Source organism: Ruegeria sp. N7 (assembly GCF_056531345.1).
Genome location: NZ_JBQFLR010000001.1, coordinates 423,104 through 449,162 on the forward strand (window position 1 = coordinate 423,104; position 26,059 = coordinate 449,162).

The window sequence follows — 26,059 nt, forward strand, 5'->3', positions numbered from 1 at the left end:
CAATCCGCATATATGAGCGCAGATTTCGAATTTTCCCCTCTGGCACACAGCAATACCCGCCAGATCGGTCTTCCTGGTCTTTGCTCCCAAATATGTTCAGGTCGGTTCAACAGCGGGTCGTATATGGTGCCCTTTCGCAGGGAGAAGTTGATACCAGAGGACTGAAAGGAACCAGACCAGATCGAAAAGTAAGAATTAAGTGTGCGAACACGCAAGTGGCCCGAAAAGAAAAAACAGGAAGCAGGTTCCCCTAACTCCCTGTTTTTACTTTGGTACCCAAGGCCGGACTCGAACCGGCACGGTATCACTACCGGGGGATTTTGAATCCCCTGCGTCTACCATTCCGCCACTTGGGCCACGGACACTGGATTAGCGCCCATCAAAGGGAAGGTCCAGAGGCAAAAATCATCCAATAATCCATTTGTTTCCACTACGATGGTTGACGGGCCGTCAGGTGCGTGGTTTGGCTTTCCCGGGTCGAGAACGGGATTTGAGTGCTAAATGTTGCGATCGCTTTATGACTGGACAATTCGTCTGGCGGAACACCCTCATGCGCTGTGGGCGCTGGCCGTAGTGGCTTTTGTCGAAAGCTCGTTCTTTCCAATCCCCCCCGACGTTCTGATGATTCCGATGATCCTTGCGCGCCCCTCGCGCGCCTGGCTGATTGCATCTGTTGCCCTGGTGGCTTCGGTTCTGGGCGGGATGCTGGGCTACGCGATTGGTGCGTATTTCTATGAAAGTCTGGGGCAGCCCATTCTTGAATCCATGGGCAAGGCTCATGCGATGGAAGAATTCAACACCCGCTTCAACGATTTCGGGTTCTGGGCGGTTCTGGCCGCCGGTGTGACGCCTTTCCCGTACAAGGTCATCACCATTATGTCCGGCTGGACAGGAATGCCGCTTGGAACATTCATCGCAACGTCGATACTGGCACGCGCGCTCAGGTTCTTTCTTGTTGCGGCCCTGCTTTGGGGCTTTGGCGAGCCGATCCGTGAGTTTATCGAAAAACGCCTGGGGCTGATGTTCACCTTGTTCATCATCCTGTTGTTTGGCGGCTTCCTGGTGGTGAAATACCTATGACGAGACGTTCACAACTTATCGCACTGGCAAGTCTTGGGTCCCTGGCCCTTCTGCTGGCAGCTTTTGGCTTTCAGCATCTGGGCGGCCTTGCCCCGTGTAAAATGTGTATCTGGCAGCGCTACCCGCATGGGGTCGCAATCGCGATTGGCGTTTTGGCGCTGGCCTTACCAAGGCTAAGTTTCCTGCCCCTCTGTGGCGCAATGGCCGCCGCCGCCACTTCGGGCATCGGGTTCTATCACGCTGGCGTTGAGCAAGGGTGGTGGGAAGGTCCGACCAGTTGCACATCCGGCAGCATCAGTGGGATGTCGAATGACGATCTGTTCGATCAGATTATGTCTGCGCCTTTGGTTCGCTGCGACGATATCCCGTGGGAATTGTTCAACATCTCGATGGCTGGGTGGAATGCCATTGCCTCGGCTGTTCTGGTGTTGATCTGGCTCGTGGCGTGGCGGTCAGGCCGGGCCTAGAATTCGTCCAGTTCCGCATCCCAATACAGAAAATCGATCCAGCTTTCGTGCAAGTGATTGGGGGGGAATTTCCGACCAACATTGCGCAGTGCTTCGGCGTCAGGCTGGCGGGGCGGCTTACGCAGGTTCATTCCTGCCTGACGCAGTGATTTCGACCCTTTGCGCAGGTTGCACGGGCTGCACGCCGCCACAACGTTCTGCCAACTGGTCACCCCGCCAGCGGCGCGTGGCACCACATGATCAAAGGTCAGATCACCGCGACTGCCACAGTACTGGCATCGGAACTCGTCCCTCAGAAATAAATTAAAGCGCGTGAAGGCCACGCGCTTTCTGGGTTTTACATAGTCTTTCAAAACAACGACCGAAGGTATTCGGATCTGCGTACTCGGGCTGCGAACCACTTCGTCGTATTCGGCCACGATGTCGACCCGGTCCAGCCAGGCGGCCTTGATCGCCTCTTGCCAGGGCCACAGGGACAACGGGTAATAAGACAGGGGGCGATAATCGGCGTTCAAAACCAATGCCGGATGATGCTTCAATGCACCTGGCTCCCTGACAAATTCGGTCCTGAAGTCTCCGTCCATATCAGAATCGCTCCTCGCTCTGCTCTGCCCGTTTTTGACATCAGAGCGGGGAACACCCGCCCCGGCCTTAATATAACTATATATCGTGTTAATACTCTGACAAGCCCTGATTTTCCACAATATGTCGCAAACTGGGTAATGCGAATCCGTAACAGGCACATGACAGTTATCCACAGCTTGCGCGGGCTGTACTCTTCGGGGTATGCGCACGTCATGTCCTGGTTCATTCGCTTCAACAAACCTTACGATGTGCTGCCGCAGTTCACCGACCGCGACAATGCGGATACTCCGCGCAGTACACTGTCCGATTTCATCGATCTGCCCGGGGTGTATCCCGCCGGTCGACTGGACCGTGACAGCGAAGGTTTGATGCTGCTGACTGACCACGGCAAGTTACAGGCGCAGATCTCGGACCCCAAGCACAAGATGGCAAAAACCTATTGGGTTCAGGTCGAAGGTATTCCGGACGAAACCGCCCTGAAAGCGCTGCGAAACGGCGTCGAGTTGAAAGACGGCCTGACCCGTCCGGCGAAGGTGCGGCAGATCGACGAGCCGGACGATCTGTGGCCCCGCACCCCACCAATCCGCGAACGCGAGACTGTTCCAGACAGTTGGATAGAACTGTCCATACGCGAGGGCAAAAACCGTCAGGTGCGTCGAATGACGGCCGCCGTGGGCTTGCCGACCCTGCGCCTGATCCGCTGCCGCATCGGTGACTGGACACTGGACGATCTGGAACCGGGCCAGTGGGACAGCCTGCCCATGCCGTCCCTGAACTCCACACCGCAACGAAAACGCGACCGTCGACCGCGCCGGTGACATACCCTACCCTGATCTGCTAAACTCGGGTCATGAAACTAACCCCCGGAATACCGGCCCCTTCGGCGATTCTGGAAGCGTCGCTTTATGTCGATGATCTGGACGCAGCGGAACAGTTTTACGGCGAAGTACTGGGCCTGGAACGCATTCAGCGTGTCGCCGACCGCCACGTGTTTTACCGAATTGGCGGATCGGTCCTGCTGGTCTTTAACCCGGAACAGACGGAACAGCCGCCCCTCAACCCGGACATGCCTGTTCCGCCCCACGGCGCCCGTGGTGCAGGACACGTGTGTCTTGTACTGACCCGAGATGAAATCGCGGTAATGCGCAAGCACCTTCTGGACTGGAATGTCCCCGTAGATGCAGAGTTTGACTGGCCCGGAGGCGCACGTTCCTTGTACGTGCGCGACCCGGCCGGAAACTCAGTCGAATTTGCGGAAGCCCATCTTTGGTCTTGAACCAATACAAAACGACCGTGTTCCGCTGAACTGACCTTACTGGCTAAAGGCTCAGCTTGTCGCGCATGAAGGCCAGAGCCACACTCAGCCCGTCCGGGGCGATTCCGTGCCCGGTGCCCTTCATGACATGAGCATAGACCTCTTTGAAACCGGCGGATTGCAGGGCCTCTGCCGCTTCGGGCAAGGATTGCGGCGGGACGACGTCGTCGGCATCGCCATGCACCAGCAGTACAGGCATCCGGCTGACGGTTTCGTCTGCCAGAAGGTCCGCCTCTAGCAAACGGCCTGAGAAAGCGACAATTCCGGCCACGGGGTCTTCACGGCGGGGCGCGACATACAGGCTCATCATCGTGCCCTGGCTGAAACCAAACAGGACAACCTGTTCTGGCAACAGGTCTTCATCCACCATCAGAGCATCCAGAAAGGCGTTGAAATCCTCGACCGCCATTTCCATGCCCCTGCGCGCCTCTTCTTCGGACGACCCGTCAATCCAGGGAATCGGAAACCACTGAAAACCATTGGGCATTCCGGGGATCTGCTCGGGCGCGTCCGGGGCCACGAACAATGTGTCGGGCAGATGTTCACCCAGCGGGTCGGCCAAACCCAGCAGATCGGCACCGTTTGCGCCATAGCCGTGCACGAACACCACAACCGAGCGCGTGTCGCCCGAAACAGGCTCTTTCCGGAGCGCATTCAAAACCCGTGTCATCTGATCCCTTCTCTTTGCTTTGCAACCCGGTAATAGGCCCACAGCACCCGCGCCGCAACCGAGCGCCAGGGCGACCAGGCCTCGGCCATCTTGCGCAGTTCTTTATCCGTTGGGCGGTTGGGCAGGTCATAAAGGATGCGCGCGGCCTCTTGCAGCGCCAGATCACCAGGTGCGATCACATCAGCGCGACCAAGCGAGAACATGGCGTATATCTCCGCAGTCCAGACGCCAATGCCTGACACTTGCGTCAGCGTGGCCACAATTTCTGCATCAGAGGCATCACGTAACGCTTTGTAATCTATACGCGCTTCTGCCAGAGCCTTTGCATAGCGGATCTTCTGACGGCTTAACCCTACGGCCCGCAGATCGTCATCCGTTGCCCACATGATCTTACGCGGACCCGTCAGTTTGGCCTCTTGCAGGCGTTTCCATATTGCATTGGCCGAAGCCACACTGACCTGTTGGCTGACAATGGCACTCAGCAGTTGCGCGAACCCGTCGGGACGGCGACGTAACGGCAATGGGCCAGTCTGTTCCATTGCATAGGCCATGCGCGGACAGCTCTGGGCCAGCCATTCAGCCCCTTCCGCCACACAATCCGGCGTTTCGATGATGCGGCCAACAGGCATCTGGTCTCCCTGCTCGGTTGCTACTGGCACGTTAGGCGCATGTGCCGCAGATGCAACCGGGTTGTGCCGCAAACACTTAGCCGATAACCATTCGGCCATGACCATGATCTCGACCCTTCCCGATGACCGTCAGGCCAAACGCAACGTCGCCGTCTTGGTGGCGGCGCAGGCCATTCTGGGCGCGCAGATGCCAATGATGTTCATCGTCGGAGGGCTGGCAGGTCAGTCTCTGGCGACCAATCCCTGCCTGGCGACATTGCCTATTTCGCTGATTGTTCTGGGATCGATGCTGGCAGCCACGCCAATCTCGGCCATCATGCAAAAATGGGGGCGTCGGGTCGGGTTCCTTGTTGGCGCAACATCCGGTGCGTTGGGCGGGCTGATCGGAGCCTATGGCCTGTTCCTTGGCTCTTTCCCCGTCTTCCTTGTCGGCAGCCTGCTGACCGGCATCTACATGAGCGCGCACGGGTTCTATCGCTTTGCAGCGGCAGACACCGCATCAGACGATTACCGTCCAAAAGCGATTTCATACGTGATGGCTGGTGGACTCGCGGCTGCGATCATTGGCCCGCAGATCGTCAAGCTCACATCCGAAGCCTACGTCATCCCGTTTCTGGGCACCTATCTGGCTGTCATTGGGATCAATGTTCTGGGGTCCGCCCTGTTCTTCTTCCTTGATATCCCAACGCCTGCAAAACCCACCGGCACCGAGCCCAAGGGGCGGTCGCGACTGGAATTGCTGAAAACACCCCGCATCGCCGTGGCCATCATATGTGCCATGGTATCTTACGCGCTGATGAATCTTGTGATGACTTCGACGCCGTTGGCCGTGGTAGGTTGTGGTTACTCGGCTAATGACGCGGCTGACATCGTCACCAGCCACGTGCTGGCCATGTATGTGCCCAGTTTCTTTACGGGTCACCTGATCGCCCGGTTTGGCATCGAAAGGATTGTGGCGCTGGGTCTGGCAATTCTTGCAGCCGCTGGACTGGTCGCCTTGCAGGGCGTTGATTTAGGGAACTTTTTCGTCGCTCTCATTCTTCTTGGTGTTGGGTGGAACTTTGGCTTTATCGGCGCGACCACGATGCTGGCCGCATCGCATGAGCCGCAGGAGCGCGGCCGGATGCAGGGCCTCAACGACCTGCTGGTGTTTGGCGGAGTGACTATGGCCTCGCTGGCTTCGGGTGGATTGATGAACTGCTCGGGCGGTTCCCCGGTCGAAGGGTGGACAGCAGTCAACCTTGCAATGATCCCATTGCTGACACTGGCAGGCGGGGCCCTGTTGTGGCTGGTTCTGCGACCGGCCGACCCGGAACGGGCCTGATCACCAGCGCCCGCTGCCCGCAGTCCACATCAAGGACAGTCGTTGCCGTATTTCTCCCGGTGCAAGCGCACCTGTGGCAACACGTTCTGGGCTAGCTATGGCTTGCTTCAAAATCCGTTCGGCCAACCAACCGGAATATAATGCCGGCCGTGCCTTGGCCGAAATCTCAGCCCGATGCGATCTGGCTTTTTGCAGGCGATTCAAGGCGGTTCCGGCCAAGGCACGCACCCCTTCAAGGGTACCGTCCAAAAGCGGTATCCGCCCGCGTTGTTCCAGTTCAGGAATAGCCCTGAGCCAATTCGCCACCCCAACCGCATATCCAAAGTCACGCAACACAGTTTCATCGGCCACCCCCAGCGCCTGGGCTGATGCAACAACCAATGAGCCCGTGCTTTGATCGATGTAGGCGTCAAAGTGCTCCTGATCTTCGAACGGATCACGATATATATCCCAACGCCTTACGGCCACATATTCATCCAAAACACCAGCCAGATGGGGCGAAAGAACCTGTGACAAGGGTGTTACCACCTCGTGCCGCCGTACGGTTGCCCCTTCAGCAATTTCCTGTAACGCGTCACGCCACCATTGCAGCCGCATCTCGGCGATCATCGGCTCTTGCGTCACCCAGGGCGCGCGGGCAACTTCGACGTTCAACGCGTAAATCGGGAACAGGACTACACGGTCTGCCACCGGTGCAGCCATCGCAGCGCGGAAACGATCTGGATCAGCCCGTTGCACAAGTTCCGCGCAGGCCTTGACGTCTTGGTCAAAGACCACGCTCACTCGGCTGCTGCCTTTTTCGGATCACAGTCGCGCACCAGTTTCCACTGAATCGCATCCAGAAGCGCCTCGAAAGACGCATCGACTATATTCGCGCTGACGCCCACGGTGGACCAGCGCCGCCCCTGCCCGTCTTCGCTGTCGATGATGACACGCGTGACCGCTTCGGTGCCGCCTTGCGTAATCCGCACCTTGAAGTCGACCAGACGCATATCTGACAACACCTGTGAATACTGGCCCAGATCCTTGGCCAAGGCTTTGGCTAAGGCGTTCACCGGCCCCCTGTCGCTGCCTGACTCATCCATGGATTCGCTGACAGACAGCTTCTTTTCGCCATCCACTCTTACGACAACAACGGCCTCGGACAGGCTGACCATCTTGTTGTATTTGTTCTTACGCCGTTCAACGGTGACTTTGTAACGCTTAACCTCGAAGAACTCGGGCAATTGACCCAGCTCTTCCCGCGCCAGCAGTTCAAAACTGGCCTGAGCGGTGTCATAGGAATATCCATCCGCCTCGCGGGCCTTTATCTGGTCAAGGATGCGGCCAAGTGCGGGGTCACCTGCCTCAACACGCAAACCGGCCTCGGTCAAACGCTTGCGCAGGTTTGACTGACCAGCCTGGTTCGACATCGGAATGATGCGGGCGTTCCCGACGCTTGCGGGATCCACATGCTCATATGTCGATGGGTCCTTGAGGATCGCGCTGGCGTGCAGTCCGGCCTTATGTGCAAAAGCCGACGCCCCGACATAAGCCGCCTGCTTGCTGGGCACCCGATTCAGGACATCATCCAGCATCCGGCTGATCCGGGTCAAACCAGCCAAAGCCTCACGGCTGACACCAATATCAAACTGCGACGCATAGGGTTCCTTCAACAACAGCGTCGGGATCAAAGCGGTCAGGTTCGCATTGCCGCAACGTTCGCCCAAACCATTCAATGTACCCTGAATTTGCCGTGCACCGGCCTCAACAGCAGCCAGAGAACAGGCAACGGCATTTTCGGTATCGTTATGGGTGTGAATGCCCAGCCGATCACCGGGCAGCCCGGCTGCGATCACCTCGGATACAATCCGCCCGACCTCGGACGGCAAAGCGCCACCATTTGTGTCGCACAGGACAACCCACCGCGCGCCAGCCTCAAGCGCTGCGCGACAAACATCCACGGCATATTCCGGATTGTCCTTGTAGCCGTCAAAGAAATGTTCCGCATCAAACAGCGCTTCTCGCCCCTGCGCGACGATATGCGCGACCGAGGCGCGCACGTTTTCTGTGTTCTCTTCCAGTGAAATACCAAGCGCGTGGGTGACGTGATAATCATGCGACTTGCCGACCAGACAAACAGCCTGCGTTCCCGCATTCATCACGGCTGCCAGCACATCGTCATTCTCGGCTGATCGTCCTGCGCGTTTGGTCATGCCGAACGCCGTCAACCGGGCCGCGGTCTTTGGGGCCACCTCGAAAAACGCGCTATCGGTCGGGTTGGCACCGGGCCAACCGCCTTCGATGTAGTCCACGCCCAAAGTGTCCAGCGCCTGCGCGATCTGCACTTTTTCTGCGGTCGAAAACTGCACGCCCTGCGTTTGCTGCCCATCGCGCAGGGTTGTGTCGTAGAGGTAGAGGCGTTCCTTAGCCATCAGACCTCCTCCAGCTTGGCAGCATCAAAACCGGCGCCGGGCACCAGTTCGACACTGTCCTTGCTCATTCGAACCTCAAGCCCCGCCGCTACATATGCTGCCTTCAAGCGATCAACTTCTGAGAAGTCCTTGCTTTGCATCGCGATTTCGCGTGCCTTCGCTAAACGGTCCGCATGAGAGGTCAAATCGACAGATGCGGTATCTGCCCAGTCGCTCATCTCAGGTAAAAGCAAACCCAGCAGTTGCGCACTGGCCAGCAGACCTGCGGCGTCACCGTCTGAAGCCAGACGATAAAGCTCGCTCATGGCACCTGCCGTATTCAGATCGTCACTTAGTGCTGCGATGACTTCAGGTGCCGCGTTGGCTGCGGGCTCGATGCCCGCTGTCAGCGCCCGCCACTTGCGCAGCGTCGCCTCGGCCTCACGCGCCTTCTTTTCGGTCCAATCCATTGGCTTGCGATAATGCGTCTGCAGAAAGACGAAGCGGATTACCTCGCCCGGCACACCCTGCTCCAACAGATCATGCACGGTAAAGAAATTGCCCAGCGATTTGGACATCTTCTTGCCCTCAACCTGCAACATCTCGTTGTGCATCCACATCCGCGCAAACTCTCCATGCGGGTGAGCGCATTTGCTCTGGGCGATCTCGTTCTCATGATGCGGGAACATCAGGTCATTGCCACCCCCGTGGATATCAAAGCTCTCGCCCAGCAGTTCATAGCTCATGGCCGAGCATTCGATGTGCCAGCCCGGACGTCCCCGGCCCCACGGGCTGTCCCAGCCCGGCAGATCATCAGTCGAAGGCTTCCACAACACGAAGTCCATCGGGTTTTTCTTGTATGGCGCGACCTCGACCCGCGCACCTGCGATCATGTCATCGACCGACCGGCCAGACAGTTTGCCATAACTTTCTTTCCAGCTGTCGACCGCGAACAGAACATGACCTTCGGCGGCATAGGCGTGACCCTTTGCAATCAGGTCTTCGATCATCGCGATCATCTGGGCGATATACTGGGTCGCGCGTGGCATCTGGTTGGGTTCCAACGCTCCCAACGCGCCCATGTCGTGCAAGTACCAATCGATGGTCTCGTCCGACCGCTCCTGCACCAATTGCTCAAGCGTGCCTTCTGCGCCCGCCTGTTTGCGCGCCAATGCCGTTGCGTTGATCTTGTCGTCCACGTCGGTGAAGTTGCGCACATAGGTCACATGATCTGTGCCGTAGACGTGACGCAGCAGGCGGTAGAGCACATCGAACACAACCACCGGGCGGGCGTTGCCAAGATGCGCGCGGTCGTAGACGGTCGGACCGCAGACATACATCCGCACATTTTCAGGGTCAATCGGAACGAAATCTTCCTTCGTCCGCGTCCGTGTGTTGTGCAGCTTGATCGTCGTCATCGGTCGGGCTCCTAAGAAACAGCAAAGACTTGCGCGTTGGCGCGGGCTTAGCAACTTGTCTCAGGGATGAAAACGAAAGAAACCGGCCCGCTTGATAAATCAGCAGGTAATGCAGCAGATAATAATGGTGCAGGTCACCGGGTTCATGGGACATCGGTTAGCATGGGATCATTCCCAAGCCAAGTGTTGAGTTTGCCATCCCCGTTCGGCACAGTGCCGAACATGGACCGAGATTTCGTCAACTCCATCTGCAAAACGCTGCCCGGCGCTGAACTGTCCGATCCCTGGGGCGGTGGCCATGACGCCTGGAAAATTGGTGGCAAAATGTTCGCCTGTATCGGGATCGCAAATGACGGTGTTTCCGTAAAAACGCCCGATATCGAAACGGCGCAGATGCTGATAGACACTGGGATCGGCATAAAAGCCCCCTATTTCCACCGCAGCTGGGTGCGTCTTCCGTTTGACACCGGTGCAGACGAAATGCGCCATCGTTTGACTGTGTCCTATGACCTTGTCCGCGCATCATTGACCAAAAAACTTCAGGCCTCGATAGCGCCGCGAAGCTGATTGACAAACGCCTGCCGCTCTGTCCCATTCAGCGCAGAGTAACCGGGGCCCTTGTCATGGAATTGTCCAAGCGCATCACGCAGATCACCGGCGGCAGCGACGGGTGGGAGGTGTTCAATCGGGCGCGACGGATGCTGAATGAAGGGCATGCTGTGACAGAATTGACAATCGGCGAGCATGACGTTCGTACCGACTCGTCGATCCTGCACGCTATGGACCTGTCGGCCCGCAACGGTCACACCGGTTATGCCACGGTGCCCGGAACAGATTTGCTGCGCGATACGGTTGCTGCCCGGGTTCAGTCCCGCACAGGTATCCCAACGACGCGTAACAATGTACTGATCACGCCCGGTGGGCAGTCCGCCCTTTTCGCCGCGCATATGGCGGTGTGCGATCCCGGCGACACCGGGCTGTATCTGGACCCGTATTATGCCACCTACCCCGGAACGATTCGCGGTGCCGGGGCCATTGCCCGCGCTGTTCGAACCACCGCAGAAGATGCATTTCAACCGCGCGCAGATTTGATTGATGCAGCGGCGGAAGGCGCGGTTTCGCTGTTGATCAACACGCCGAACAACCCGACCGGAGTGGTGTATTCCCGTCAGTCACTTGAATCCATTGCCGATGTTTGCCAACGCCGTGACCTGTGGCTGATATCAGACGAAGTCTATGACACCCAGATCTGGGAGGGCGAGCACCTGTCTGCCCGCGCGCTGCCCGGAATGGCCGACCGTACCTTAGTGGTTGGATCAATGTCCAAATCACATGCCATGACCGGGTCCCGATGCGGGTGGATCGTTGGTCCGGAATACGTGATCCGCCACCTGATAGATCTGGCTACTCATACAACTTATGGCGTTCCGGGGTTCATTCAGGACGCGGCCAGCTTTGCACTGACCGCAGGACACGAACTTGAAAACAAGATCGCCGCGCCATTCCGTCGCCGCCGTTCATTGGCGATGGACATATTGGCGGCGCAGAACACAGTGGGGCTCGTCCCGGCGCAGGGTTCTATGTATCTGATGCTGGATATACGGGCGACCGGGCTGACGGGCGAAGGGTTTGCGAACGCCCTGCTGGACACTCATGCGATTGCCGTCATGCCGGGCGAAAGCTTTGGCAAAGCCGCAGCGGGTCACATTCGGGTTGCCATGACCGTGGATGATGAGAAATTTGTCAGTGCCTTGAGAACCCTGTGCGCGTTTTCAGCGCAGCTCGCCAAGCGACACGCGGCTGAATAGCCGCATCTAAAACCGAAATGTCGTACGCAGGTTGAAAACATTGGTGTCCAGACTGCCGCTGGATCGGGTGACATCGTCGAAATTCTGCCGCAGCGCTTCACCGCTGATAACGAAATTCTCGCCAATCGGATAGGCCAATCCGATTCCGTAAACCGCTGCCGTGTCACTGTCGATCGACGTATCAGCCCGCGCCGCGCCTACGACCACGTATCCCAGAGCGTTACCGAATTCATATCCGCCACGCAGTTTCAAGCTGGTCATGCTGTCGAGACTGCCCTGAGACTGGCCAAGGTTCAGGGACAGCCGGTTATATTCCAACTCACCGCCCAGAACGAAATTCCCAAAGTCCTGATCATAGCCCAGATGCGCACCAAAGGCCGTATCATCGCCATTCGCACCGCCCGGACCGTCGGCATCTGCAAATCCAAAACTGAAGCCTGCATACCCGCCAGTCCAATCCTCAGCCGCAACAGGGCTAGCTCCGGCGATCAATATCGCAACAACAAGGACGGAAAAAGGGTTCATAGTCGGGCTCAATGCAACACCGCTCTGGTTTCGATCAGAGGCATGACTTCAATTCAATCTGTGACCTGCTGGTCATAATTCAACTCCGCTCAGCAGACCTTGGAAGTAAGTGAATGCAGTATAACAGATTTCTTCCAAAACGTGTGAAAATCTCGGCGTTTGGTTCTCTGACCCCAAAAGCCGTGAGAATTGTCCATGTGAATAATTATCAAAGGTCGCAAATAGAACAGATTGTGTCGCCGCGTTTTGGAATGGTCGCGCAAGACGTTGAGGGGCAAAATGGCAGACGACGACTGGAAAATCAGCCTGATCAGCCGCACCATTGGGGCAGATCGCGGTCGTGCCGCACGAGGACGGCCGTAAAGGTGTGCTTGCTGACACCTTAAGACATCACTCAACGACCGGATTCTTGAAATGAACGACCAACCCCGCAATTCATCGCGCAGTGGCGGCCGCGCCGCGCGCCGTGCTGCCCGTGCAACCGCGCTGCCCGAACACCTGCGACCAGTCCGCCCCGGAATGGAAGGCGGCGTCCTGAATGTACTGACGCAGGCGCAGATCGAACGCATCCACGAAGCAGCACTGACCGCGCTTGAAACCATTGGCCTGGCGGACGCCCCGCAAAGTGGCATTGACTATCTGGTCGGTGCGGGCTGCACCTTGGGCGACGATGGCCGTATCCGTTTCCCGCGCGCCCTTGTCGAGGACACGATTGCAAAGGCGAACCGCTCGGTCACTTTGTACAGCCGGGATGGAAACACCGATCTGGAATTGTCCGGCACCAAAGTGCACTACGGTACGGCCGGAGCCGCCGTGTCCATGGTTGACGTGCACGGTCGGGAATATCGCCATTCCACCGTGCAAGATCTGCACGATGCCGCACGTATCTGCCAACAGCTTGATAACATTCACTTTGTGCAACGGCCAATGGTCTGTCGTGACATCGCCGACAACCTCGAAATGGACCTCAACACGATTTACGCCTGCTGTTCGGGGTCCTTCAAACATGTCGGGACATCCTTCACCGAGCCAAGCCACGTCGCTCCGGCGATGGAGATGATCTATATGATTGCGGGCGGTGAAGACAAATTTCGCGAGCGACCCTTCATTTCGAACTCGAACTGCTTTGTTGTTCCTCCAATGAAATTCGCAACCGAAAGCTGCGAAGTGATGGAAGCATGCATCAAGGCCGGTATGCCTGTCTTGTTGCTATCTGCCGGTATGGCCGGTGCCACAGCGCCGTCGACCATCGCCGGTGCGATCACGCAAGCAACTGCGGAATGCCTGGCGGGATTGGTTTATGTTAATGCCGTAAGTCCCGGTGCCCCGGCGATTTTTGGCACCTGGCCATTTGGTCTGGACCTGCGGACCGGTGCCATGTCGATCGGGTCAGGGGAACAGGCCCTTCTGACTGCCGGATGTGCCCAGATGCACCGGTTCTATGACCTTCCGGGCGGTGCTGCGGCTGGCGCATCGGATTCGAAACTGCCCGATATGCAGGCCGGCTGGGAACAGATGTGTTCGAATGTCATGGCAGGTCTGTCCGGTCTGAACATGGTATATGAGGCGGCCGGGATGCATGCCTCGTTGCTGGGGTTCTGCCTGGAAAGCCTGATCCTCAGCGACGATCTGATCGGACAGGCGCTACGCTGTGTACGCGGGATCGAGGTGACGGATGACACGCTGGCACTGGATCAAATGGCGGCGGTATGCATGGGCGGCCCAGGCCACTATCTGGGAACTGACGCAACGCTGAGCCGGATGCAGTCAGATTACGTCTATCCAACATTCGGAGATCGCTCCTCGCCGAAAGAGTGGGTGGAGCTTGGCAAGCCCGATCTGGTGGAAAAAGCCGTAGCCCGGAAAGAGGAAATCCTTTCCACCCCTTCCCCTGCAAGGTTCGACCCGGTTCTGGACGCCGAGATTCGGAAAAAATTCAAAATCCATCTTCCCGCCTAAGGTGATGGAAAAGGCGGCCCGAAATGGATCGGGCCGCCTGTTCACTCGATGCCTACCCGTCGCTGGGCGGCAGCAATCCTGCCTCCTGCGCGATCGCGACCTCGTCTGCATCCAACGCTCCGTCACCATTGGCATCCATGGCCGAGAAAGTGTCAGCGTTGATTTCCGGTACGACTGCCTGAATTTCCTCGATGGTCAAAAGACCATCACCGTTGGTATCGGCTGAGGATTGGGCCGAAGCAACGCCGGGCAAGCCCAGAACGGCCACGGAAAGCCCGATCAAATAATGCGATTTCATTTCAGTGCCTCCTGAAAGGTGTGTTTGTGTTTACGTCCGGACAGCGCCCAGAAGCACATGGACACCCCGGCGCGTCACGCGCTTTGGTAGAGTTTCGTGATTTCACGCCAATCTTCGCGTGTTTGCCCGAGTCGGGTTTGCGGCCCTCCGCCTGAAGAAGGCGGCAAAACCTGTATCGGCGGCTCTTGCCCGACAGGACCACCTCAATCCGGCAATGTGGCGCTTATTCGGGACGACTCGGCGGGTAAAAAGAAAGGGGGCCGAAGCCCCCTGTCAGTTTCGCCTTCCAGGCTCATTTCGTTGACCGCCCGGTGTTTTTTTGCCTGCGGCCTGGACTGCGCATGGGGCGAGCGCACCCGCCCCGTGAAAGAGTGGGAGGGAGCAAATATTCCGCCCCACCCTGTTCCCGGCCAACACGGGCATGTCGGCCGAGTGGAGAAAGGTCACTTTGTAAGTCTCAGACCTGTTCTCCTTATTCGTCGGGGTCGGTTACTTAGGGCAGCGTCCGACCCCTACGCCCCGGGGCGCCGGGGCGCTAAAGTCAGCTACACCCGCTTGTCGCGCCGCAGGTATTGCACTTCATGCAAGTGCCGTTACGCACCAGCGTGTAGTTTCCGCATTCGCCACAGGGGTCGCCCTCATAGCCCTGCATCTTGGCTTTGGTGCGGGCGTCCATCCCGGTTGCCACTGCCGTTTCGGTGGCAGGCGCTTCGAACACAGTTGCCGTTTCCGACATTCCGGCCACGTCGCCATAACTGCCGTTTAACACCATCAGATCCTGCGGCAGACGCTTGCGAAGATACCCTGTCGAGCTGATTTGTTTCAACACTTCCAATGACTTGGACGCCGCAGTTTCACTAATTTCCGAGACGTTAGAAACGCCTTCCTCTTCACCGCGGCCCAGATCATCAAAGGTCGCGCCCTCGGGTTTCACATGAGCCAAATCGGTACGGTCCAGATAGGACACGGCCAGTTCGCGGAAGATGTAATCCAGGATCGACGTCGCGTTCTTGATCGAGTCGTTGCCTTGCACCATCCCTGCCGGTTCGAACTTGGTAAAGGTGAAGGCGTCGACAAACTCCTCCAGCGGCACGCCATATTGCAGGCCGACCGACACGGCGATGGCAAAGTTGTTCATCATCGCCCGGAAGCCAGCGCCTTCCTTGTGCATGTCGATGAAAATCTCGCCCAATTGACCGTCTTCAAACTCACCCGTGCGCAAGTACACCTTGTGGCCGCCAACGATTGCCTTCTGAGTATACCCCTTGCGGCGATGCGGCAGTTTCTCGCGATGGCTGCGGATGATTTCCTTGACCACAACTTTCTCGATCACCTTCTCGGCGAGAACGACGGCTTTTTCCTGTGCTGAGCCGCTTTCCAGCACCTCGGCCGCCTCGTCATCATCCTCAACCAGCGCAGCCGCAAGGGGCTGAGACAGTTTCGAGCCGTCTCGGTACAGCGCATTGGCCTTCACACCCAGCGACCAACTGAGTTCATAGGCCTTCTGGCAATCCTCGATTGTCGCATCATTCGGCATGTTGATCGTTTTGCTGATCGCGCCCGAAATAAAACTTTGTGCCGCCGCCATCATGGTGATGTGGCTGTCAACCCCAAGGAAACGCTTGCCTTTCTTGCCGCACGGGTTGGCGCAGTCGAAGATCGCGTAGTGTTCTTCCTTCAGATGCGGTGCACCTTCCAGAGTCATGGTTCCGCAGACATGATCGTTCGCCGCGTCGATATCCGCCTTGGTAAAGCCCAGATGGCGCAGCAGATCAAACGTTGGGTCATTCAGCTTGGTCGCTGGAATGCCCAGAACACCGGTGCAGAAATCTTCGCCCAGTGTCCACTGGTTGAAGACGAACCGGATGTCGAAGGCGCTTTCCAGCGCGGCATCCACCTTGGCCAACTCGTTCGGGCCAAAGCCATGACCCGTCAGTGAAGTGTGGTTGATCCCCGGCGCGTTGCCGATGGTGCCGTGGCCGACCGCATAGGATACAATCTCTTCGATCTGCGACGAGGAATAGCCAAGCTTTTCCAGCGCAGAAGGTACCGAGCGGTTGATGATCTTGAAGTAACCGCCGCCTGCCAGCTTCTTGAACTTCACCAGCGCAAAATCGGGCTCGATTCCCGTGGTGTCGCAGTCCATCACCAGACCGATGGTGCCGGTGGGGGCAATCACAGTGGCCTGTGCGTTGCGGTAACCGTTCTGCTCGCCAAGGCTCAGCGCCTCATCCCACGCCGACATGGCCAGATCGACCAAACGCTTGTCGGGGCAGTTACCATGGTCCAGAGGCACCGGCTTGACGGCCAGCTTCTCATACCCCTCGGTCACACCCTGCGCCGCGCGGCGATGGTTGCGGATAACGCGCAGCATATGGTCGGCATTGCGCTTGTATCCCTTGAACGGGCCAAGCTCACCGGCAATTTCAGCTGAAGTGGCATATGCCACACCGGTCATGATCGCGGTCAGGGCACCGCAGATCGCCCGCCCCTCGTCCGAGTCATAGCTGTAGCCCATGTTCATCAGCAGGCCGCCAATGTTTGCGTAACCCAGGCCCAGAGTGCGGAAGTCGTACGACAGCTGCGCGATTTCCTTTGACGGGAATTGCGCCATGGTTACCGAGATTTCCAGCGTCAGGGTCCAAAGGCGCGAGGCATGCATGTAGTCGGCTGCCTGGAACTCACCATCCTTGAGGAAGGTCAGCAGGTTCATCGAGGCCAGGTTACAGGCCGTGTCATCCAGGAACATGTATTCCGAACACGGATTCGATCCGCGAATTTCACCATCTTCGGGGCATGTGTGCCATTCGTTGACCGTGTCGTGGAACTGGATACCTGGATCGGCACAGGCCCATGCAGCGTGGCCGACTTTCTCCCACAGGTCCCTCGCCTTGACCGTCTTGGCAACCTTGCCATCGGTGCGGTTGATCAGCTCCCAATCGGCGTCTTTCTCAACAGCGGTCAGAAACGCATTGGTCACGCGGATGGAGTTGTTCGAGTTCTGGCCCGAAACCGAGCTATAGGCTTCCGAGTCCCAGTCCGTGTCATATGTCGGGAATTCGATGCTGTCGTGACCCTGCTTGGCATAATCCAACACACGTTTGATGTAAGTCTCGGGGATTGCTACCTTTTTCGCCTCGCGGATCGCCTTTTTCAGCGCTTCGTTCTTGTTGGGATCATAGGCATCCTCGGCAGCACCGTCCCATGAGCGAATGGCCTCGAAAATACCGTTCAGCATCTTCTCGTGCATCTTCGATCCGGCAACGATCGAGGCCACTTTCTGCTCTTCGATTACCTTCCATTCGATGAATTGTTCGATATCGGGGTGATCCGCATCGACAATAACCATCTTTGCTGCCCGACGGGTTGTCCCGCCTGATTTGATCGCGCCAGCGGCGCGGTCGCCGATCTTGAGAAAGCCCATCAGGCCCGAGGATTTGCCGCCACCCGACAGTGCCTCACCTTCTGCACGCAGATGGCTGAAGTTGGTCCCGGTGCCCGAGCCGTATTTGAACAACCGTGCTTCGCGCACCCACAGATCCATGATGCCGCCTTCGTTCACCAGATCATCATCGACGGACTGGATGAAGCAGGCATGTGGCTGCGGATGTTCGTAGGCGGATTTGGATTTGGTCAGTTTGCCGGTCTTGTAGTCGACATAGTGGTGCCCTTGCGCCGGACCGTCGATTCCATAGGCCCAGTGCAGGCCAGTATTGAACCATTGCGGGCTGTTTGGGGCGGCGCGCTGAGTCGCCAGCATGTACCGCATTTCGTCGAAATAGGCGCGCGCATCCTCTTCGGTCGAAAAGTAGCCACCTTTCCACCCCCAGTATGCCCACGCACCGGCCAGCCGGTCAAAGACCTGCTTGGAGGAAATTTCGCCGTCGAATTCAGCATCTTCAGCGGGAACCGACCGCCACAGGAATTCAGGAACGTCTTTTTCCTTAACTTTGGTCAGTTTGGACGGGACACCAGCCTTGCGAAAGTACTTCTGGGCAATCACGTCGCTTGCCACCTGCGACCAGGTTGACGGAACTTCGATCCCTTCCAGGCGGAACACAATGGTTCCATCGGGGTTTCGGATTTCAGATGTCGCAGACACAAAATCCAGTTCCGAATAGGCATCCTGATCTGGTTTGGTGAATTTTCTTTCAATCTTCATGTCCGCAGCCCTAGTTAAATTCCGCCTAATTTTCGGTTCACGGCACTACATTTTGAGTTGCGGAGCACCACCCGCAACGCCGACAGAAGCGCGCAAAGGTACTGGTCGCTGTTTTGGACAGCGAAAAAACCGTTACAACGGCTGCACGTTAATAGACTGTGCTTATCCGACCCTCGCCTGTTGCCGTCCCGGCTTGAACACCAGATATTGTGGCAATCTCTTCGGCTCATACAATTTGACGTATATTGCCATAGAAGGTCAACGCCCTTTTTCAGCCAAATTTGAAATCTTTTTTGTTGACCAGACCCAGACACGAGGGGTGTGAAACTCAAGGTCCGATTCCTCCACAGGCTCGCCTTCGGCAAATTCTCGGTCACATCTCGAAGTCTCAAATCGAATTACCGTTTTTACCAGCATAGTTATCTGTATTTGATCAACCAACGCCGCGCTGGTTAGGCTGTAAAGGAATCATCTTCGTCAGGTCTGTCGAACCCACGCTGAACGACCAAAGGTTCACTTCGGAATGAGAAAGGCCAAATGAATGAAGTTGCTTCGCTTTATCCCCGCGTTGGCCTGTATCGTGGCCTGCACGCCACAAGAAACGCCCACCCCGTCACGTAGCGCGCTGTTCGAAACGCAGCCTCAAAGGTTGTTTGAGGCATTTGAATCCAGTTGTTCTGGACCCGGCAAGGTATTTGAGAAAATCGGCAAACAGGCTTTTGAGTGCAGCGAATACCTGCCCCCAAAAGCGGCAGCCTATTTGATTCTGAACTATGACGGATTTCCGCAGGACCTGCCCCAGAGTGTCATGCGCCTGACATCGTCAAAAACAGGTTCCGGCTATCGCGTCGACGCACGATCGTACTTTAAAGTGCCGCAGAAAACCGGAGCAATCGTTGAGGTTCCACTGGAAAGTGACGCGCTGGATCAGGCGATCAGCTCGTTGTATCTGGCGATGGGCGGAACGCCCACATGAGAATGTGAAGGAAGTGGTCGGGGCGGCAGGATTCGAACCTACGACCCCCTGTACCCAAAACAGGTGCGCTACCAGACTGCGCCACGCCCCGGACCGTGCGCCTTCCTAACGATGACAATCTGATTTGAAAAGCCCTAACAGGACCAAATCGCAGGACCTTGCGAAAAAATTTCGTGCTGCATCTGAGTGCCGACGCCGATAGAGTAGCGCGCGGACAATCCGGAATTGATTTCCAGTACCGCAAAAACGGCATCCCCACCTTCAATCGGTGTCAGATCGCCGGGAATCGCACTCTCATGCACATGTGTCACTGTGCCCGTACGGTCCAGAAATATCATGTCGAGCGGAATCAGTGTGTTCTTCATCCAGAACGCGACAGGTTGCGGTGGATCGAACACGAACAGCATACCGGATCGATTCGGCAACGACTCGCGAAACATCAACCCTTTTGACCGTTCCTGAGGCGTAACCGCCAATTCCACGTCAAATCGGATTGTCGCGCTGTCGTTTCTGAGAGTGATATGATCAACGCTGCACGCAGCAAATGCCCCCCCTGTCCACAGTGTGATCAGAAGTGTCCAGAATACCAGAAAACGAGTCATCGAAGTGTCAGCCGTCCAGCGCGGCTTCCCAGGCGAGAACCTGCGCCGCCATTCGGCCGCGCTTGCCATCAATTACGCGCATCGCAAGCGCCTCTCCGGGCTGGAGGTCAGCAAGCCCCGAGCGCCGCAACACTTCGATATGCAAGAACACGTCTTCACCGCGCCCAAAAACATTTGCGAACCCGAAGCCCTTGCCTTTGTCGAACCACTTCACCCGCGCGGCCTCCAGAGGGGCTTCTGCGATAGCGTCCGGATCCAACTCGGCGAAATCGGCCAACATCATCGACTCGGCGCGCGCTGGCGGGTCAATTGCAACAACCTCAACCGCCTGAACACCTCTGTCCGTGCGGTGTGTCATGATCTCGATACCCGCTCCGTCCGCGACGGAACTCTGACCGAAATTGCGCAATACGTTCACATGCAACAGAATATCCGGGCCGCCTTCGTCAGACACAACAAAGCCGTATCCCTTGGCGGGATCGAACCATTTCACGTGTCCACGGACGCGATACATGTTGTTCAGGTCTTCTGGCACGGTTTTCCCATCGCGAATTTTAGCAGTTCGTTAAGGGTCTGTTGTTTATGGGATTGGCAGACAATTTCAAGCCGAAAAAATTGTTTACTTTCTGCTTGTTGCATTTCACGACACGTGAACGTCATGGATTCAACCTTTCAACATGCCATGCCGATCCCGGCTCAATTCGTTTCCATCTGAACCGGTCATGCAAGCGAAATGCTCCATCAGCCCAGAACTCAATCTCTGTCGGCGTTAATCGGTACCCGCCCCAGAATGGAGGACGAGGTGGATTCGGCCCAAGTTTAGCGGTCACCTTCGCGACCTCTGCCATCAAAGCTGTCCGACTTGAAAGCGGTTGTGACTGCTTTGAAGCCCAGGCACCCAACCGGCTTTTCAATGACCTTGATGCATAATACGCATCAGCCTGGGGCCCGTTTTCACGACATACTGTACCACGAACACGAAGTTGACGCCGCAAAGATTTCCAATGCATTACAAATGCAGCTTTTTCCGACGTATCCAGCTCACTCGCTTTGACGCTTTCGTAGTTTGTATAGAATACAAATGAATCCGCTTCGATTTCTTTCAGCAGAACCATGCGTGCATTTGGCAAACCATCCGGGTCAACGGTTGCAAGCGCAATCGCATTCGGATCATTCGATTCAGTTTCTTCAGCCTCAGCTAACCACCGGGCCGCAATTTCAAACGGATCGGAGCCAGCAAAGATGCCATCACGCTCGGTCATTTCCATCCCCTGGAAAGTATTAATGACGAGCCTAAGGCGAGAACCCGCTGCGAGCAAGAGCGCACGGCCTTGATGCAGCGCTACCAATGGCATAAACCATGCCAATCTAACGCGAAGACAGGCGGAGAACCAAACATGTCAAATCAGTTGATGGCCGGCAAACGTGGCCTCATCATGGGACTGGCCAATGACAAATCAATCGCATGGGGAATCGCCCGCGCCTTGTCCGAAGCCGGAGCTGAACTTGCCTTTTCTTATCAGGGTGACGCTTTAAAAAAACGTGTGGACCCGCTGGCTGCGCAATTGGGCAGCGAAATTGTTCTGCCCTGCGACGTGAGCGATGAGGCTTCAATTGATGGGCTTTTCTCGGCGCTGGAAGAGAAATGGGGCAAGCTGGACTTTATCGTTCACGCCATCGGGTTTTCTGACAAGAACGAATTGCGTGGACGTTATGTGGATACCAGCCGGGCCAACTTCACGCTGACAATGGATGTCTCCGTCTATTCGTTCACCGCGGTTATGCAGCGCGCGGAAAAGATGATGTCCGAAGGCGGCAGTGCCATAACACTGACCTATTACGGAGCCGAGCAGGTGATGCCCCACTATAACGTGATGGGTGTTGCCAAGGCCGCGCTGGAGGCGTCAGTAAAGTATCTGGCCGAGGACCTGGGCAAGGACGGTATTCGCGTGAACGCGATCTCGGCCGGCCCGATCAAAACCCTGGCTGCCAGCGGCATTGGCGATTTTCGCTACATCATGAAATGGAACGAGTACAACTCTCCGCTGCGCCGCAACGTGACCATTGACGATGTCGGCAAGTCGGCCCTGTACCTGTTGTCGGACCTCAGCAGCGGCGTCACCGGAGAGAATCTGCACGTGGATTCGGGTTACCATATTGTCGGAATGAAGGCCGTTGACGCCCCTGACGTGGAAAAAGGTTAAGAACATGAGCGCTAAGGACCGCCTGCCGCACGAAAAAGGATTTCACATCAGCTGGGACCAGATCCACCGCGACTCGCGCGCATTGGCGTGGCGTCTGGACGGGCAAGGCCCCGATGATGGCAGCTGGCGTGCTGTTGTGGCGATCACCCGTGGCGGCATGGCCCCTGCGATGATCGTCAGCCGGGAACTGGATATTCGTACTGTCGATACGGTCAGCGTCAAATCCTACCACCATCAAGCTCAGGGTGAGGCGGAAGTTCTGAAAGCACCCGATGCCAAGTTAATGGGCGACGGAACCGGAATTCTGATCATCGACGATCTTGTGGACAGCGGGAAAACCCTGGAACTGGTTCGAGAGATGTATCCGAACGCGCATTTTGCGACGGTTTATGCCAAGCCCAAGGGACGCCCTATGGTGGATACGTTCATCACCGAAGTCAGTCAGGACACATGGATCTTTTTCCCGTGGGACATGGCCCTTCAATATGTCGAGCCCTATCGCGGCACCGATTGAAATCAGATCAGTAGGCAGCACATGACGCTCAGCCGGACCGCCGCAACATTCGCGCCGCCAGTGATGGAAGCGCGCCGATGGCTCGAGGGCGTTGCGTTCCCACCCGAACGCCCGCTGATCAACGTAAGCCAGGCGGCGCCGGTTGACCCGCCGCCACTGGCCTTGCGCGAGGCTATGGCCGAATTTACCGTGCGCGAAGACCATGCGCATCTTTATGGCCCTGTGCTGGGAAACGACAATCTTCGCGCGGAACTGGCTGCGCAGATCAGCACGCACTACGCAGCAAGGGTTGGGGCACCTCAGGTTGCTATCACCTCAGGCTGCAATCAGGCGTTTTCAGCAGTGATATCGGCCATCACCGGCGAAGGGGATGAGGTCATTCTACCAACCCCGTGGTATTTCAATCATAAAATGTGGCTGGATATGTCGGGTGTCCACGCTGTGGACCTGAAGACCGGCGACGATTTGCTGCCCGATCCTGAGCGCGCACGCGCGCTGATCACGGACAAAACACGCGCCATCGCTCTGGTCACGCCCAACAATCCCGGCGGCGTTGAATACCCGGCAGACCTTGTCCGCGCCTTCTTTGAGCTTGCGAGCGAAACCGGGATTCACCTGATCGTCGACGAAACCTACCGTGACTTCGACAGTCGCAGCGGGCCACCACATGACCTGTTCCAGCAACCAGACTGGGATCAGACGCTGATCCACCTTTATTCCTTCTCCAAGGCCTACAGGCTGACGGGCCACAGGGTCGGCGCAATTGCAACGGGCACCGCACTTCTGGCTGAGGTCGAGAAGTTTCTCGACACTGTTGCCATTTGCCCCGGTCAGATCGGACAGTTCGCCGCGCTTTGGGGTATGCAGAACTTGTCGCAATGGCTGGCAGGGGAACGCGACGAAATACTCGACCGTCGCGCTGTCATCCTTGAGAGGATACCCGCACTGGAAACCGAAGGCTGGCGTCTTTTGGGACTTGGGGCGTATTTCGCCTATCTGGAGCACCCGTTTGACATTCCGTCCGACGAACTTGCCCGGCGTTTGGTGCGTGAAGCCGGTGTTCTGCTATTGCCCGGCACCATGTTCATGCCCGATCACCACCCGGACGGGAAACGGCAAGTGCGCATTGCCTTTGCCAACCTCGACCGCACAGGTTTGGGCCAATTGTTCGAACGGTTGCAGGGCCTGTCCTTCTAAGCTTGCCCCCCGGCGGTGTGCGTCGTATTCAAGGCGGCAACCGACAGGGCAGAACGCTGCCGTAATAACAAGAGGGCACCATGGCCGCAGGCGCTAAAAGTCTTTCGAAAACCTTTGTCTGGATTCTGATGGGCATGCTGATGCTGGGGCTTGCGGGGTTCGGCGCCGTCAACCTGAGCGGTACAGTCCGTACAGTGGCGCAAGTTGGTGATGAAAGCATCTCGATCGATGATTTTGTCCGCGAGTTGCAGCGCGAGATCCGAGCGGTTGAGGCGCAATCGGGTCAGCCCCTGCAAATGTCGCAGGCACGCGATCTGGGGCTGGACCGAAACGCGCTTGCCCGCCTGACGGCCTTGGCGTCGCTGGACAACGAGGTGAGCCAGCTTGGGATTTCCATAGGGGATGAGAACCTGCAAAAAGAGATCGTGTCAGTTCCGGCCTTTCAGGGCGTAGACGGCAATTTCGACCGCGAGGCATACCGCTTTCAGCTTGAACAGGTCGGCATGACGGATTCCGAGTTCGAGTCGGACCTGCGCAAAGAATCTGCCCGTACGATCGTTCAAGGTGCGATCATGGGGGGTGTGGAAATGCCTGCCACCGTGACAGAAACGATGGCCAACTACATTGGCGCCCGTCGCAGCTTTACCGTTGCGACGGCAGGGGCCGAGGCATTGGAAACCCCCGTAGCCGAGCCGACTGACGCACAGATTCAGACCTACTATGACGAAAACGCTGAACAGTTCACCCTGCCCCGCACGAAACAACTGACGTATGCGATTCTGTCTCCGGCTATGTTGGTGGACACGGTTGAGGTTAACGAAGAATCCCTTCGCAAACTTTTTGAAGAGCGGTCGGACGAATATAATCAACCGGAACGCCGTCTGGTCGAGCGCCTGAATTTCCCGGATGAACAAGCAGCCAACGACGCCAAGGCGCAACTTGAGGTCGGCGGAACGACCTTTGAACAACTGGTTCGCGATCGTGATCTGGAACTTTCCGATATCGATCTAGGCGACCTGACACGTGAGGATCTGGGCGAGGCCGCCGACGCCGTGTTCGCGGCAGAGCTTGACGCTGTTGTTGGCCCTCTGCCTTCGGTATTTGGCCCCGCCCTGTTCCGTGTCAACGGATCCCTGGCTGCAAACAGCGTTCCCTTTGAGGAGGCCGAACCGGCCCTGCGCGAAGAACTGGCGACAGAACGCGCCCGCCGCCTGATCGAGGCACAGTCCGAAGACATAAACGACATGTTGGCTGGCGGCGCGACTCTCGAAGAACTGGCAAATGAAACCGAAATGGAACTGGGTCAGATCGACTGGACCCGAGACAGCGCCGAGGACATAGCGGCCTATGACGGGTTCCGCACGGCCGCCGAAGCCGTGCAAGAAGGAGATTTCCCTGAAATCGCATTTCTCGAAGACGGATCGATCTTTGCCTTGCGCCTGAACGACGTTCTGCCGCGTCGCCCCGAACCGCTGGAAAGCGCACGCGACAGTGTCGCTGCGGCTTGGGTACAGGCAGAGACCAATAAAGCCCTGTTGGACAAAGCAAACGCCGCACTGAGCCAACTGGCCACTGATGGTGACTTCGCTGCGACTGGCCTGCCCTTCCGCGTTGAAAACGCACTGACGCGTACCGCGTTTCTTGATGACGTCCCCGCCAGTTTCATGAATGAAGTGTTTCAGATGGAACTCGGTGAGTTGCGCGTCATTGGAGGAAATGGTGCAGCCTTGCTGGTGCGTCTGGACGAGGTTCTGCCCCCCGAGGATTCCGACGAGCTGCGCCGGTTGCGCGACGCACTGGCAACGCAGATGGATCAGGCGCTGTCGCAGAATATTTTTGACGCATACGTACGGGACGCTCAGACCCGCGCCCGCCCGGTCGTGGATCAGCAGGCGCTAAACGCCGTGCAGGCGAGCTTTTAAGCGAGACCAAG

Annotated in this window: 25 protein-coding genes and 2 tRNA genes; 13 read left to right on the top strand and 14 right to left on the bottom strand. The window is 57.2% G+C overall.

Features of this window, described 5'->3' with window-relative positions:
* Nucleotides 1–270: 270 nt before the first annotated feature.
* A tRNA-Leu gene (locus ACR0ES_RS02090) sits at nucleotides 271–356 on the bottom strand.
* A gap of 145 nt (nucleotides 357–501) precedes the next feature.
* Between ACR0ES_RS02090 and ACR0ES_RS02095 the strand changes: the two genes are divergently transcribed.
* Nucleotides 502–1,080: a YqaA family protein gene (locus tag ACR0ES_RS02095; RefSeq protein WP_480869328.1), complete on the top strand. Its 579-nt coding sequence runs from the start codon at nucleotides 502–504 to the stop codon at nucleotides 1,078–1,080.
* Nucleotides 1,077–1,547: a disulfide bond formation protein B gene (locus ACR0ES_RS02100; RefSeq protein ID WP_480584452.1), complete on the top strand. Its 471-nt coding sequence runs from the start codon at nucleotides 1,077–1,079 to the stop codon at nucleotides 1,545–1,547. The genes ACR0ES_RS02095 and ACR0ES_RS02100 overlap by 4 nt, the downstream gene beginning before the upstream one ends.
* Here the strand turns inward: ACR0ES_RS02100 and ACR0ES_RS02105 are convergent.
* A complete protein-coding gene (locus ACR0ES_RS02105) occupies nucleotides 1,544–2,131 on the bottom strand; it encodes an HNH endonuclease (protein ID WP_480485548.1) in 588 nt (195 codons plus the stop codon). The genes ACR0ES_RS02100 and ACR0ES_RS02105 overlap by 4 nt on opposite strands.
* A 213-nt stretch (nucleotides 2,132–2,344) precedes the next feature.
* On the opposite strand from ACR0ES_RS02105, the gene ACR0ES_RS02110 reads away from it, so the two are divergent.
* On the top strand, nucleotides 2,345–2,950 hold the full coding sequence (locus ACR0ES_RS02110) for an rRNA large subunit pseudouridine synthase E (protein WP_480485546.1): 606 nt from the start codon (nucleotides 2,345–2,347) through the stop codon (nucleotides 2,948–2,950).
* Between the two features lie 32 nt (nucleotides 2,951–2,982).
* The gene (locus ACR0ES_RS02115; RefSeq protein WP_480869330.1) at nucleotides 2,983–3,408 is read left to right on the top strand and encodes a VOC family protein; all 426 of its coding nucleotides are present in this window, start codon (nucleotides 2,983–2,985) and stop codon (nucleotides 3,406–3,408) included.
* 43 nt (nucleotides 3,409–3,451) lie between these two features.
* On the opposite strand, the gene ACR0ES_RS02120 is transcribed toward ACR0ES_RS02115, so the two are convergent.
* Together ACR0ES_RS02120 and ACR0ES_RS02125 are read right to left on the bottom strand one after the other, a co-directional pair.
* Entirely contained in the window at nucleotides 3,452–4,117 is a 666-nt protein-coding gene (locus tag ACR0ES_RS02120; protein WP_267364470.1) for an alpha/beta hydrolase, read from the bottom strand.
* Nucleotides 4,114–4,746, bottom strand: coding sequence for a DNA-3-methyladenine glycosylase family protein (locus tag ACR0ES_RS02125; RefSeq protein WP_480869332.1), 633 nt, complete (start codon nucleotides 4,744–4,746; stop codon nucleotides 4,114–4,116). The genes ACR0ES_RS02120 and ACR0ES_RS02125 overlap by 4 nt, the downstream gene beginning before the upstream one ends.
* Nucleotides 4,747–4,843: 97 nt before the next feature.
* Between ACR0ES_RS02125 and ACR0ES_RS02130 the strand changes: the two genes are divergently transcribed.
* Nucleotides 4,844–6,070, top strand: coding sequence for an MFS transporter (locus ACR0ES_RS02130; RefSeq protein ID WP_480869664.1), 1,227 nt, complete (start codon nucleotides 4,844–4,846; stop codon nucleotides 6,068–6,070).
* Here ACR0ES_RS02130 and ACR0ES_RS02135 read toward each other — a convergent pair whose 3' ends face one another.
* Genes ACR0ES_RS02135 through cysS form a run of 3 tightly spaced genes read right to left on the bottom strand, consistent with a single transcriptional unit; the run spans nucleotide 6,071 to nucleotide 9,881 of the window.
* Nucleotides 6,071–6,847 carry a squalene/phytoene synthase family protein gene (locus tag ACR0ES_RS02135; protein ID WP_480558322.1) on the bottom strand — a complete coding sequence of 259 codons (777 nt, stop codon included), beginning with the start codon at nucleotides 6,845–6,847 and terminating at the stop codon, nucleotides 6,071–6,073. It lies immediately after the preceding gene.
* A 2-nt stretch (nucleotides 6,848–6,849) separates the two neighbouring features.
* Nucleotides 6,850–8,484 carry a citramalate synthase gene (gene cimA / locus ACR0ES_RS02140; RefSeq protein ID WP_480472933.1) on the bottom strand — a complete coding sequence of 545 codons (1,635 nt, stop codon included), beginning with the start codon at nucleotides 8,482–8,484 and terminating at the stop codon, nucleotides 6,850–6,852.
* Nucleotides 8,484–9,881 carry a cysteine--tRNA ligase gene (gene cysS / locus ACR0ES_RS02145; RefSeq protein ID WP_480869334.1) on the bottom strand — a complete coding sequence of 466 codons (1,398 nt, stop codon included), beginning with the start codon at nucleotides 9,879–9,881 and terminating at the stop codon, nucleotides 8,484–8,486. Before cysS ends, cimA begins: the two co-directional genes overlap by 1 nt.
* A gap of 222 nt (nucleotides 9,882–10,103) precedes the next feature.
* Between cysS and ACR0ES_RS02150 the strand changes: the two genes are divergently transcribed.
* On the top strand, nucleotides 10,104–10,448 hold the full coding sequence (locus ACR0ES_RS02150) for an MmcQ/YjbR family DNA-binding protein (protein WP_480564624.1): 345 nt from the start codon (nucleotides 10,104–10,106) through the stop codon (nucleotides 10,446–10,448).
* Nucleotides 10,449–10,504: 56 nt separating this feature from the next.
* Nucleotides 10,505–11,689, top strand: a complete 1,185-nt coding sequence (locus tag ACR0ES_RS02155; RefSeq protein WP_480869335.1) for a pyridoxal phosphate-dependent aminotransferase — start codon at nucleotides 10,505–10,507, stop codon at nucleotides 11,687–11,689.
* A gap of 6 nt (nucleotides 11,690–11,695) precedes the next feature.
* Here the strand turns inward: ACR0ES_RS02155 and ACR0ES_RS02160 are convergent, their stop codons facing one another.
* The gene (locus ACR0ES_RS02160; RefSeq protein WP_480480797.1) at nucleotides 11,696–12,214 is read right to left on the bottom strand and encodes an outer membrane protein; all 519 of its coding nucleotides are present in this window, start codon (nucleotides 12,212–12,214) and stop codon (nucleotides 11,696–11,698) included.
* A gap of 414 nt (nucleotides 12,215–12,628) precedes the next feature.
* On the opposite strand from ACR0ES_RS02160, the gene ACR0ES_RS02165 reads away from it, so the two are divergent.
* The gene (locus tag ACR0ES_RS02165) at nucleotides 12,629–14,173 is read left to right on the top strand and encodes a trimethylamine methyltransferase family protein (protein WP_480480795.1); all 1,545 of its coding nucleotides are present in this window, start codon (nucleotides 12,629–12,631) and stop codon (nucleotides 14,171–14,173) included.
* A gap of 52 nt (nucleotides 14,174–14,225) precedes the next feature.
* Here the strand turns inward: ACR0ES_RS02165 and ACR0ES_RS02170 are convergent, their stop codons facing one another.
* Nucleotides 14,226–14,471, bottom strand: coding sequence for an EF-hand domain-containing protein (locus ACR0ES_RS02170; RefSeq protein ID WP_480472945.1), 246 nt, complete (start codon nucleotides 14,469–14,471; stop codon nucleotides 14,226–14,228).
* A gap of 541 nt (nucleotides 14,472–15,012) precedes the next feature.
* Nucleotides 15,013–18,633, bottom strand: coding sequence for a vitamin B12-dependent ribonucleotide reductase (locus tag ACR0ES_RS02175; RefSeq protein ID WP_480564615.1), 3,621 nt, complete (start codon nucleotides 18,631–18,633; stop codon nucleotides 15,013–15,015).
* A gap of 541 nt (nucleotides 18,634–19,174) precedes the next feature.
* Between ACR0ES_RS02175 and ACR0ES_RS02180 the strand changes: the two genes are divergently transcribed.
* Nucleotides 19,175–19,609, top strand: a complete 435-nt coding sequence (locus ACR0ES_RS02180; RefSeq protein ID WP_267365347.1) for a hypothetical protein — start codon at nucleotides 19,175–19,177, stop codon at nucleotides 19,607–19,609.
* A 14-nt stretch (nucleotides 19,610–19,623) separates the two neighbouring features.
* On the opposite strand, the gene ACR0ES_RS02185 is transcribed toward ACR0ES_RS02180, so the two are convergent.
* From ACR0ES_RS02185 to pdxH, 4 genes are all read right to left on the bottom strand, one after another.
* Nucleotides 19,624–19,700: transfer RNA gene (locus tag ACR0ES_RS02185), tRNA-Pro, on the bottom strand.
* Between the two features lie 43 nt (nucleotides 19,701–19,743).
* A complete protein-coding gene (locus ACR0ES_RS02190; protein WP_480869337.1) occupies nucleotides 19,744–20,211 on the bottom strand; it encodes a DUF192 domain-containing protein in 468 nt (155 codons plus the stop codon).
* Nucleotides 20,212–20,218: 7 nt separating this feature from the next.
* A complete protein-coding gene (locus tag ACR0ES_RS02195; RefSeq protein ID WP_245220458.1) occupies nucleotides 20,219–20,725 on the bottom strand; it encodes a cold-shock protein in 507 nt (168 codons plus the stop codon).
* Between the two features lie 142 nt (nucleotides 20,726–20,867).
* Nucleotides 20,868–21,473, bottom strand: coding sequence for a pyridoxamine 5'-phosphate oxidase (gene pdxH, locus ACR0ES_RS02200; RefSeq protein WP_480869339.1), 606 nt, complete (start codon nucleotides 21,471–21,473; stop codon nucleotides 20,868–20,870).
* 135 nt (nucleotides 21,474–21,608) lie between these two features.
* On the opposite strand from pdxH, the gene fabI reads away from it, so the two are divergent.
* The 4 genes from fabI (at nucleotide 21,609) to ACR0ES_RS02220 (ending at nucleotide 26,048) form a co-directional block, all read left to right on the top strand.
* Complete coding sequence (fabI, locus tag ACR0ES_RS02205; protein WP_267365343.1) at nucleotides 21,609–22,415, top strand: enoyl-ACP reductase FabI; 807 nt, start codon at nucleotides 21,609–21,611, stop codon at nucleotides 22,413–22,415.
* A 4-nt stretch (nucleotides 22,416–22,419) separates the two neighbouring features.
* A complete protein-coding gene (gene gpt, locus ACR0ES_RS02210) occupies nucleotides 22,420–22,929 on the top strand; it encodes a xanthine phosphoribosyltransferase (RefSeq protein WP_267365342.1) in 510 nt (169 codons plus the stop codon).
* 21 nt (nucleotides 22,930–22,950) lie between these two features.
* Nucleotides 22,951–24,126, top strand: coding sequence for an aminotransferase (locus tag ACR0ES_RS02215; protein ID WP_480869341.1), 1,176 nt, complete (start codon nucleotides 22,951–22,953; stop codon nucleotides 24,124–24,126).
* Nucleotides 24,127–24,206: 80 nt separating this feature from the next.
* Entirely contained in the window at nucleotides 24,207–26,048 is a 1,842-nt protein-coding gene (locus ACR0ES_RS02220) for a SurA N-terminal domain-containing protein (protein ID WP_480869343.1), read from the top strand.
* Nucleotides 26,049–26,059: the final 11 nt, after the last annotated feature.

Bases quoted from the DNA above. Each gene is read 5' to 3' on its own strand.
- ACR0ES_RS02165 (WP_480480795.1), top strand. From the start codon at position 12,629: ATGAACGACCAACCCCGCAATTCATCGCGCAGTGGCGGCCGCGCCGCG.
- pdxH (WP_480869339.1), bottom strand. From the start codon at position 21,473: ATGACCGAGCGTGATGGCATCTTTGCTGGCTCCGATCCGTTTGAAATT.
- ACR0ES_RS02120 (WP_267364470.1), bottom strand. From the start codon at position 4,117: ATGACACGGGTTTTGAATGCGCTCCGGAAAGAGCCTGTTTCGGGCGAC.
- ACR0ES_RS02100 (WP_480584452.1), top strand. From the start codon at position 1,077: ATGACGAGACGTTCACAACTTATCGCACTGGCAAGTCTTGGGTCCCTG.
- ACR0ES_RS02125 (WP_480869332.1), bottom strand. From the start codon at position 4,746: ATGCCTGTTGGCCGCATCATCGAAACGCCGGATTGTGTGGCGGAAGGG.
- ACR0ES_RS02110 (WP_480485546.1), top strand. From the start codon at position 2,345: ATGTCCTGGTTCATTCGCTTCAACAAACCTTACGATGTGCTGCCGCAG.
- ACR0ES_RS02095 (WP_480869328.1), top strand. From the start codon at position 502: ATGTTGCGATCGCTTTATGACTGGACAATTCGTCTGGCGGAACACCCT.
- ACR0ES_RS02155 (WP_480869335.1), top strand. From the start codon at position 10,505: ATGGAATTGTCCAAGCGCATCACGCAGATCACCGGCGGCAGCGACGGG.
- gpt (WP_267365342.1), top strand. From the start codon at position 22,420: ATGAGCGCTAAGGACCGCCTGCCGCACGAAAAAGGATTTCACATCAGC.
- ACR0ES_RS02105 (WP_480485548.1), bottom strand. From the start codon at position 2,131: ATGGACGGAGACTTCAGGACCGAATTTGTCAGGGAGCCAGGTGCATTG.
- ACR0ES_RS02170 (WP_480472945.1), bottom strand. From the start codon at position 14,471: ATGAAATCGCATTATTTGATCGGGCTTTCCGTGGCCGTTCTGGGCTTG.
- ACR0ES_RS02175 (WP_480564615.1), bottom strand. From the start codon at position 18,633: ATGAAGATTGAAAGAAAATTCACCAAACCAGATCAGGATGCCTATTCG.
- ACR0ES_RS02195 (WP_245220458.1), bottom strand. From the start codon at position 20,725: ATGTATCGCGTCCGTGGACACGTGAAATGGTTCGATCCCGCCAAGGGA.
- fabI (WP_267365343.1), top strand. From the start codon at position 21,609: ATGTCAAATCAGTTGATGGCCGGCAAACGTGGCCTCATCATGGGACTG.
- ACR0ES_RS02180 (WP_267365347.1), top strand. From the start codon at position 19,175: ATGAAGTTGCTTCGCTTTATCCCCGCGTTGGCCTGTATCGTGGCCTGC.
- ACR0ES_RS02150 (WP_480564624.1), top strand. From the start codon at position 10,104: ATGGACCGAGATTTCGTCAACTCCATCTGCAAAACGCTGCCCGGCGCT.
- cysS (WP_480869334.1), bottom strand. From the start codon at position 9,881: ATGACGACGATCAAGCTGCACAACACACGGACGCGGACGAAGGAAGAT.
- ACR0ES_RS02130 (WP_480869664.1), top strand. From the start codon at position 4,844: ATGACCATGATCTCGACCCTTCCCGATGACCGTCAGGCCAAACGCAAC.
- ACR0ES_RS02190 (WP_480869337.1), bottom strand. From the start codon at position 20,211: ATGACTCGTTTTCTGGTATTCTGGACACTTCTGATCACACTGTGGACA.
- ACR0ES_RS02220 (WP_480869343.1), top strand. From the start codon at position 24,207: ATGGCCGCAGGCGCTAAAAGTCTTTCGAAAACCTTTGTCTGGATTCTG.
- ACR0ES_RS02160 (WP_480480797.1), bottom strand. From the start codon at position 12,214: ATGAACCCTTTTTCCGTCCTTGTTGTTGCGATATTGATCGCCGGAGCT.
- ACR0ES_RS02215 (WP_480869341.1), top strand. From the start codon at position 22,951: ATGACGCTCAGCCGGACCGCCGCAACATTCGCGCCGCCAGTGATGGAA.
- cimA (WP_480472933.1), bottom strand. From the start codon at position 8,484: ATGGCTAAGGAACGCCTCTACCTCTACGACACAACCCTGCGCGATGGG.
- ACR0ES_RS02115 (WP_480869330.1), top strand. From the start codon at position 2,983: ATGAAACTAACCCCCGGAATACCGGCCCCTTCGGCGATTCTGGAAGCG.